At 74.9% G+C, this 8,357-nt stretch carries 8 protein-coding genes and 1 pseudogene; 1 reads left to right on the top strand and 8 read right to left on the bottom strand.

The annotated features are described in order from the left end of the window. The 6 genes from BZL64_RS14315 to cobM form a co-directional block, all read right to left on the bottom strand. The coding region (locus tag BZL64_RS14315; protein WP_143663130.1) for an aminotransferase class I/II-fold pyridoxal phosphate-dependent enzyme at positions 1 to 521 on the bottom strand (521 nt) is incomplete at its 3' end. Then, on the bottom strand, positions 511 to 1,455 hold the full coding sequence (locus BZL64_RS14310) for a sirohydrochlorin chelatase (RefSeq protein ID WP_086769562.1): 945 nt from the start codon (positions 1,453 to 1,455) through the stop codon (positions 511 to 513). The genes BZL64_RS14310 and BZL64_RS14315, both read right to left, overlap by 11 nt. Then, positions 1,452 to 2,042 (bottom strand): precorrin-8X methylmutase, encoded by a 591-nt coding sequence (locus BZL64_RS14305; protein ID WP_086769561.1) that lies wholly within the window; start codon positions 2,040 to 2,042, stop codon positions 1,452 to 1,454. The genes BZL64_RS14310 and BZL64_RS14305 overlap by 4 nt, the downstream gene beginning before the upstream one ends. Beyond that, the gene (cobJ, locus tag BZL64_RS14300; protein ID WP_086769560.1) at positions 2,039 to 3,721 is read right to left on the bottom strand and encodes a precorrin-3B C(17)-methyltransferase; all 1,683 of its coding nucleotides are present in this window, start codon (positions 3,719 to 3,721) and stop codon (positions 2,039 to 2,041) included. Before cobJ ends, BZL64_RS14305 begins: the two co-directional genes overlap by 4 nt. Beyond that, positions 3,718 to 4,968, bottom strand: coding sequence for a precorrin-6y C5,15-methyltransferase (decarboxylating) subunit CbiE (gene cbiE / locus BZL64_RS14295; protein ID WP_086769559.1), 1,251 nt, complete (start codon positions 4,966 to 4,968; stop codon positions 3,718 to 3,720). The genes cobJ and cbiE overlap by 4 nt, the downstream gene beginning before the upstream one ends. Next, on the bottom strand, positions 4,965 to 5,783 hold the full coding sequence (gene cobM, locus BZL64_RS14290) for a precorrin-4 C(11)-methyltransferase (protein ID WP_086769558.1): 819 nt from the start codon (positions 5,781 to 5,783) through the stop codon (positions 4,965 to 4,967). The genes cbiE and cobM overlap by 4 nt, the downstream gene beginning before the upstream one ends. 143 nt (positions 5,784 to 5,926) lie before the next feature. On the opposite strand from cobM, the gene BZL64_RS14285 reads away from it, so the two are divergent. After that, positions 5,927 to 6,655: a ZIP family metal transporter gene (locus BZL64_RS14285; RefSeq protein ID WP_086769564.1), complete on the top strand. Its 729-nt coding sequence runs from the start codon at positions 5,927 to 5,929 to the stop codon at positions 6,653 to 6,655. 314 nt (positions 6,656 to 6,969) lie between these two features. On the opposite strand, the gene cobI is transcribed toward BZL64_RS14285, so the two are convergent. Both cobI and BZL64_RS14275 read right to left on the bottom strand, forming a co-directional pair. After that, the gene (cobI, locus tag BZL64_RS14280; protein ID WP_086769563.1) at positions 6,970 to 7,701 is read right to left on the bottom strand and encodes a precorrin-2 C(20)-methyltransferase; all 732 of its coding nucleotides are present in this window, start codon (positions 7,699 to 7,701) and stop codon (positions 6,970 to 6,972) included. Next, positions 7,698 to 8,357, bottom strand: a pseudogene (locus BZL64_RS14275) (cobyrinate a,c-diamide synthase); the annotation flags it as partial. The pseudogene BZL64_RS14275 and the gene cobI, both read right to left, overlap by 4 nt.

The raw sequence follows: 8,357 nt of genomic DNA, 5'->3' as shown, positions 1-8,357 counted from the left end.
TCGTCGACGACCAGCGTCCGCCCGTGCCGGGCGAGAGCGGCGATCGCGGCGGCCGGGTGCAGCACCGACGTCGGGTTCGTCGGGTTGCCGATCACGACGAGGTCGGCGTCCTCGGGGACGGCCGCGGGGTCGAGCCGGAAACCGTCCTCCTCCCGCAGCAGCACCCGGTCGACACCGTGCCCGGCGTCCCGCAGGGCCGCCTCCGGCTCGGTGAACTGCGGGTGCACCACGACCGGCTGACGGACCTTCAGGGCGCGGGCGAGCAGCACGAACGCCTCCGCCGCGCCCGCCGTCAGCAGCACCCGTTCGACCGGCAGCCCGTGCCGGGCCGCGACCGCCGCCCGCGCGGCCCGCCCGTCGGGGTAGGCGGCCAGGCCGGTCAGGGACGCGGCGATGTGCTCGCGCAGCCACGCGGGGGGCGTGTCCGCACGGACATTGACGGCGAGGTCGACCAGCGCCGAGCCGTCGTCGCGTACCTCCGCGTCACCGTGGTGGCGCAGGTCGTGCCCGTCAGTGTGCATGGGAATGCGCATGCCCTCCGTGCTGATGCCCGTGTCCGTGACCGGGGCCGTGGTCGTGGCCCTCGTCGTCGGGGTGGAAGTGCGGCTGCTGAGGCAGCCCCACCTTGTCCTCGAAGCCGGGCAGCGCGATGCGGTACACGCACGAGTCGCAGTTCATCCGCAGATCGCCCTCGACGGCCTCCGCGTACCGCTCCATCACCAGGTCCAGCAGCTCCGGCTCGGGCCCGATGACGTCCGCCGACCGCACCTCGACCTGCGGGTGCGCTGCCGCCCAGCCCTCGGTCTGGTGCCGTACCCGGTCCGGCAGGATCCCCGTGAACAGGAAGTAGGGGAGGACGACGATCCGCCGCGCCCCGAGCTTCACGCACCGGTCCAGCCCGCTCGGCACGTCCGGTGCCGCGAGCGACACGAACGCCGTCTCGACACCGGCGTACCCGCGCCCCTCCCACAGCAGCCGGGCCGCCTTGTGCACCTCGGCGTTGGCGTCCGGGTCCGTCGACCCGCGGCCCACCAGCAGCACGGTCACGTCGGCCAGGTCCTCGGGCGTACGCCCCGCCGTGCCCAGCGCCTCGTCCAGCCGCCGCTCCAGCACGTTCAGCAGCGCCGGGTGCGGGCCCAGCGGGCGGCCGTACGTGTAGGAGATGCCCGGGTGCCGCTCCTTCTCGCGGGCCAGCGCCGCCGGGATGTCGCCCTTGGCGTGCCCGGCGGACACCAGCATCAGCGGTACGGCCGCGAACCGCCGTACGCCGCGCTCCACCAGTTCCGTCACCGCGTCGCCCAGCGGCGGCGGGGACAGTTCGATGAAGCCGCCCGCGACGGGCAGTTCGGGGTGGCGGCGGCCCAGCTCCCGGACGAAGTCGCGGAACGCCTCGGCTCCGGCATCGTCCCGGGTTCCATGGCCGGCGATGAGCAGGGCGGGCGGCGGGGTGGTCACTGTTTCTCCTCGGAGTACGAAAGGGGGGTGTACAGCAGGGCGTTGAGCGCGGCGGCGGCGACCGCCGAGCCGCCCTTCTCGGACACGTTGCTCACGGCGGGCAGGCCGCTCTCGCGCAGCGCGGCCTTGGACTCGGCCGCGCCGACGAAACCGACGGGCAGGCCGATGACGAGCGCGGGGGAGGCGTCGAGGGTGAGCAGCTCCTCCAGGGCGGTCGGCGCGCAGCCGATCACCCAGAGGGCGCCGGGGCCCACCTGCTCGAACGCCAGCCGCACCGCGTGCGCGGAACGGGTCAGTCCCGGACCGGAGACGGCCTCCCTCAACCGGCAGACGGTCTCCCGGCGGGTGATGCCGGCGGCGACCATCTCCACGTCCACGACGACCGGCGCCCCGGAGTGCAGCGCCGCATGGGCCTTCGCCAGCGTGCCCTCGTCCATGACGAGGTCGCTCGCGTACTCCAGGTCGGCGGCGGAGTGGATGACCCGCTCCACCACCGCCCGGGTCAGCGGCGGGAAGTGCGAGGTGTCCAGGCGGGAGCGCAGCCGCCGGAAGGACTCCTGCTCGATGGGGTGGACCACACGGTTCACTTCGGCTCCTCCTGCCAGCGGTAGCCGCGCGGAGTCACCATGCGGCCCGCGATGTCACGGGTCGCGGTGTTGCCCACCGTCACGACCGTCATCATGTCCACCGTCGCCGGGTCGAGCAGCGCGAGCGTCGTCACCCGCGCGGTCCCGTCCGGCCGCGACGCGTTGCGTACGACACCGACCGGCGTCGTCGGCTCCCGGTGCCCGGCGAGGAGGGCGAGGGCCTTCGGCAACTGCCAGTCCCGGCCCCGGCTGCGCGGGTTGTAGAACGTGACGACGAGGTCCGCCTCGGCCGCCGCCCGCACCCGCCGCTCGATGACCTCCCACGGCGTGTGCAGGTCGGACAGGCTGATCGACACGTGGTCGTGGCCCAGCGGCGCGCCCAGGATCGCCGCGGCGGCCAGCGCGGCGGTCACGCCGGGCACGCCGACCACGTCGATGTCGTCGGACGCCTCGGCGAGCGCGGGCGAGGCCATCGCGTACACGCCGGCGTCCCCGCTGCCGATCAGCGCGACGGCGTGTCCGCGGCGGGCCTCGGCGACGGCCGTGCGCGCCCGCTCCTCCTCCGCGCCGAGCCCGGACTCCAGGACGCGGGTGCCGGGCCGCAGCAGGTCACGGATCTGGTCGACGTACTGGTCGAGCCCGACGAGCACCGAGGCGCGCCGCAGCTCGGCCTTCGCGCGCGGGGTGAGCAGGTCGCGGGCGCCGGGTCCGAGCCCGACCACCGCGAGCCGGCCGCGTCCGGGCCGCCGTACGACGGCACAGGTCGCGGTCGCGGGGACACCGGCCGACTTGCGCTTGGGCACCAGGAGTTTGCCGCCGCGGACCAGGGCGGCGGCCTCGGCCACCGAGGGCGTGCCGACGGCGGCGAGCGGCGCGGCGGACGGGTTCGGCACCTCGACGGCGGCCAACTCCTCGGCGGAGTACGTCACCAGGGGCACGCCGAGCCGTACGGCGGCCTCCACGATGCCGGGTTCGTCCGCCTTGGCCTCGACGGTGGCCAGTTCGGCGATGCTGCGAGGGGACAGCCCGGCGTCCCGCAGCGCGCCCTCGATCACGTCGAGGACCTCCGCGACCGGCGCCCCCCTGGACGCGCCGACGCCGACGACGAGGGACGGCGGACGCAGCAGCACCTCGCGGTCGGCGGCCTCCACGGCCCGGTCCGTGACGCGCACGGTGTGGGCGCCCCGCTCGGCGAACGGCACCGGCGGCAGCGGCCACGCCACCTCCGCGTCGAGCGCCACCGGCTCCCCGTCGAGGAGAGCCCGCGTCACGCCCGCGACATCGCCCTCCACGGGCAGCCCGAGGGTGTCCAGACCGGGAATGCCGACAGCGTCCGTCGCCGTCGTCACCACGGGCACGGCACCCAGCAACTCGCCCACGGCGCGGGCGAGTTCGTTGGCTCCGCCCGCGTGGCCGCCGACCAGCGGGACCGCGAACCGGCCCGCCTCGTCGACACACACCACACCCGCGTCGGACGCCTTGTCGGACAGCAGCGGCGCGACGAGCCGTACGACCGCACCCGTCGCCAGGAAGCACACGAGCTGCTCGCACTCCGCGAACGCCCGCCGGACGGCGTCCCCGACGGGACCGTCGTACACGCGCGCGCGGTCCGGCCATGCCGCGGCCAGCCGGTCGCGTGCCGCCGCTCCCGCCGCGGTGGCGGAAATGAGGCCGATCACTGAGCAACTCCTTCTTCAGGGACGGGGGTTCTGGACCCCCACAGCAGGAATACCGGGTTGGTCGCCGCCAGCCGGGTCACATCACCCGGCAGCGGCGCCAGCCGCGAGGACTGGAGCAGTACGCCGTCCACGTCGAACCCGGCCTCGGTGAGCGCGGCCCGCGCCGCGGGCACCCGGTCCAGCGCGGCCATCGCGACGACCACGGTCCGCCGGGCCCGGCGCGCGCACGCGCCGACGACGGCGGGCAGCTCGCGCCCACCGCCCCCGACGAACACGGCGTCGGGGTCATCGAGTCCGGACAGCACCTCGGGCGCCTCACCGTGCACCACATGGACGTCGACCTCGTGCGCGGCGGCGTTGGCGCGGATCCGGCCGACACCGTCCGCGGTCTTCTCCACCGCGCTGACGGCCGCGCCCAGCCGCGCGCACTCCACGGCCACCGAACCCGAACCCGAACCCACGTCCCAGACCAGGTCGCCGGGGCGCGGCCCGAGCCGGGCCAGGGCCAGCGCCCGCACCTCGAACTTGGTGATCATCGAGTCGCGGTGGGCGAACGCGGCCTCGTCCAGCGCCCAGCCGGCGGGCCGGCGCACCGGCCCCGCGAGCGTCCGCACCGGACCTTGGGCCCGCGCCTCGTCCAGGCACAGCACGACACTCACCGCCGGCCCCCAGTCGCGGGCCGCCGCCTCGGCGGGCGTGACCCGCTCCACGCGCTCGCGCGCCGGATCGCCCAGCGCGGACGCGACGACGAGCACCCGGCCGGGAACCGTCCGGGCCAGCGCGGCGCCCAGCTCGGCGGGACCGGCACCGGGCCCCGTCAGCACGGCCACCTTCGGATACGCCCGGCACACGTGCACGGCCGTCCGCGGGTCCCGCCCGTGCGCGCTGACGACGACGGCGTCCTCCCAGGTCAGACCCAGCCGCGCGAAAGCGGCGGCGACGGAGGACACCCCCGGCACGACGTCCAGCAGGTCCGCGCCGAACCGTTCGGAGAGCGCCCGCACGATCCCGAAGAACCCGGGGTCGCCCGACGCCAGCACCACCACCCGCCGCCCGTCGGCGACGTACTTCCCGATCGCGTCGAGCGCGGGCGCGAGCGGCCCCAGCACGATCCGCCGGGCACCCTCCGGCAGGGCTACGGCGTCCAGATGCCGCCGCCCGCCCACGACGAGGTCCGCACCCGCCGTCGCCTCCGCGGGAACGGGCGCCCCGGTGCCCGTGCCGACGACGGTGACCGGACGGCTCACGTACTGGCACCCCGCTCGCGCAGGGCCCTGCGGGCCTCGGGGTCGGCCTTGCGGAAGCCGTGGAAGTGACCGGGGTGGTACAGGTGCGAGCGGGTGCCGTGCGCGGCGAGCGCCGGGCCGACCAGGAACAGCGTGTGCTTCCACAGCTTGTGTTCCTTGACCGTCTCCTCCAGCGTGCCGATCGTGCACCGCACGACCAGCTCCTCCGGCCAGGTCGCCTGATAGGCGATGACGACGGGCGTCGTGGTCGGGTAGCCGCCCTCCAGCAGCTCCCGCACCAACTGCCCGCTCCGCGCGGCCGACAGGAACACGGCCATCGTCGTGCCGTGCTTGGCGAACTCCCGCACCTCCTCGCCGGGCGGCATCGGTGTCTTGCCGCCGCCGAGCCGGGTGAGGATCACGGACTGCGCGACCTCCGGGATCGTCAGCTCGCGCCGGGCGAGCGCGGCGACGGCGGAGAAGGAGGAGACCCCGGGCACGATCTCGGTGTCGATGCCGATCTCGTCGCAGCGGTCCATCTGCTCCTGCGTACCGCCCCACAGGGCGGGGTCGCCGGAGTGGATCCTGGCCACCTTGATGCCGTCGCGGTGGGCGCGTTCGTAGACGGCGACGACGTCCTCCAGGGACATGGTCGCCGAGTCGAGGATCTCCGCGTCCTCGCGCGCGTGCTCCAGGACCTCCGCCTGGACCAGGCTCGCGGCCCAGATCACGACATCGGCCTCGGCGATGGCACGCGCGGCACGGAACGTCAGCAGGTCGGCGGCGCCGGGACCGGCGCCGACGAAGGTCACCTTGCCGGTGGGGGCGTCGGCCATGGGTTCGGGTCCTCTCATCACGGGGTGGGAAACGGGGTGCGAAACAGGGTGGGAAACACGGTCGGAAGCGATGCCGGACGCGATGTCGTCAACGGGTGGTGGCGAAGGTGCGTGGCCGGGCCCCGATCCGCTACGAAGGGCACATGGCGGTGATCGTCGCGCTCGGCGCGTTCCTGATGACGTTGGCCGGCGGCTGGACGGCACAACGCGTGACCGACCGCCGCCATCTGGTGCTGGGCCTGGCCGGGGGCCTGATGCTGGGTGTGGTCGGCCTGGACCTGCTGCCCGAGGCACTGGAGGCGGCCGGCACGGAGGTCTTCGGCGTTCCCGCCGCACTGCTGCTGTTCGTGGCGGGCTTCCTGTTGGCCCATCTGGTGGAACGTCTGCTCGCCCACCGACAGGCCTCGCACGGCGCCGCCGAACACAACGGCCGCAGCCCCGAGGTGGGCCTCACGGCCGCCGCGGCGATGGTCGGTCACAGCGCCATGGACGGCGTCGCGATCGGCGCGGCCTTCCAGGTCGGCGGCGGCATGGGCACGGCCGTCGCGCTGGCCGTCATCGCCCACGACTTCGCTGACGGCTTCAACACGTACACGATCACCAGCCTGTACGGGAACGCCCGCCGCAGAGCGCTGGCCATGCTGTTCGCGGACGCCGCCGCACCGGTCGTCGGCGCCGCGTCCACGGCGTTCGTCCACATCCCCGAACCCCTGCTCGGCGCCTACCTCGGCTTCTTCGCCGGCGCACTCCTCTACCTGGCCGCCGCGGAGATCCTCCCGGAGGCCCACCACGAACACCCCGCCCGCTCCACGGTCCTGTGCACGATCGCGGGCGCGGCCTTCATCTGGCTGGTGGTGGGCCTGGCGGAGTGAAACGACGGCAGGCCGGGAGAGGCCGCCGATGCACGAGACGGCGACGGGCTGCCGCCGGGACCGGGCGGCAGCCCCCGGGGCCGACCGCCGGCACGCCAGGCTGAGCGAGCCCGCAGCCGACCGCCGCAGGGCCCGGACCGACGAGCCCTCGACCACAGACCGCGTCTCGGCCGCGGCGACGGCCGGTGTCCCGACCACGGCGACGGCCAGTGTCCCGACCACGGCGACAGCCCGCGTCCCGGCCGCGGCGGCCGACCCCGGCCCCGCCCCGGCAACCCGCCCAAGCGCCGCAGGCATTCGCGCCGCAGGCACTCTCACAGCTTGCCGCCCCTGACCCCGTCGCGGCGGGCCGGGGCGATCAGCGTCGAGAGGTAGGGGAGGGGCTCCCCGTCCAGCTCCGCGGCCGGGCGGATGGACTCCTCCGACAGACCGAGCGCCGACCCCCACACCGCGTCCTCGAGCCGCCCCGTCTCCCGCAGCGCCTCGGCGACCTCGGCGGCCTGCCGGCCGAACTTGTAGGCGACGACCGTCCCCGGTCCGGCCAGCGCGTCCTTCAGCACGGCCGACCCCGCCGTCACGGGAACCAGCGTCAACGGCTCGGTCCCCTCGGTCAGTACGGCCCCCGACCGGGCGGCGAGGTCCTGCATGGCGGTGATCCCGGGCACGGTCTCCACGACCGTGCCCGGCACCAGCTCGCCGACGGTCTGGGCGAGATACGTGAACGTCGAGTACACGTTCGGATCGCCGATCGTGGCGAAGGCGACGGCGTCGTGCTGCGCGAGCAACTGCGCCACCCGCTCCCCGGCGGCGTCCCAGGCGGCCTCCCGCCGGCCCCGGTCGGTCCGCTCGTTCAACGCGAACACCACCCGGACGACCTTCTCCTCGGGCACGTAGTGGAGCACCGTCGCCTCGGCCCGCCCCCGCTCGCCCGTGTCCATGACGGGTACGACGACCACGTCGGCGGCGCGCAGGGCGTTGACGCCCTTGACGGTCACCAGCTCCGGGTCACCGGGACCGACCCCGACTCCGATCAGCGTGCTGCTCATGACGTCCGGCACCTCTCCACGAACCGACGGGCCACACCGGGCTCGGACGCCCAGTGCGTGTGCAGATAACTCGCGTGCACACCGCGTTCCACAAAGCCCTCGACCCGCTTCTCGGGTGCGAGGACCCCCCAGGCGGGAGCCGCCCCGGCGCCCGGCTCCACCACGGTGCGATGGAACTCGTGTCCCCGCATCCGCGTCCCCACCCCGGCGAGCACGCTGTCGCTCACGGCGACGGCGTCCCGGTACCCGAGGGTGAGCCGCTCCGTCATCCGGGCCGTGGCGTCGAGGACCCCGCACATGGGCCGCCCGTCCAGTTCCCGGCACAGATACAGCAGGCCCGCACACTCGGCGGCGACGGGCGCCCCGCTCTCCGCGAGCGCGGCGATCTCCTTGCGCAGCCCCTCGTTCGCGGACAACTCGGCGGCGTACACCTCGGGAAACCCGCCCCCGACGACCAACCCGCCAGAACCCGGCGGGAGTTGCTCGTCCCGCAGCGGATCGAAGGTCACGACGTCGGCCCCGGCGGCGGCGAGCAGTTCACTGTGCTCGGCATAGGAGAACGTGAACGCGGGACCACCGGCGACGGCGACCACCGGCCGCCCGGGGCGAGTTCCGGGCAGGGACGGACCGCCGGCGACCGCACCCGCGTCCCACCC

It is taken from the genome of Streptomyces bobili, assembly GCF_002154575.1.
GTDB classification, from domain to species: Bacteria; Actinomycetota; Actinomycetes; order Streptomycetales; family Streptomycetaceae; genus Streptomyces; species Streptomyces bobili.
The sequence above is the reverse complement of the archived record's forward strand: the minus strand, read 5'-3'. Positions and strand labels throughout refer to the sequence as shown.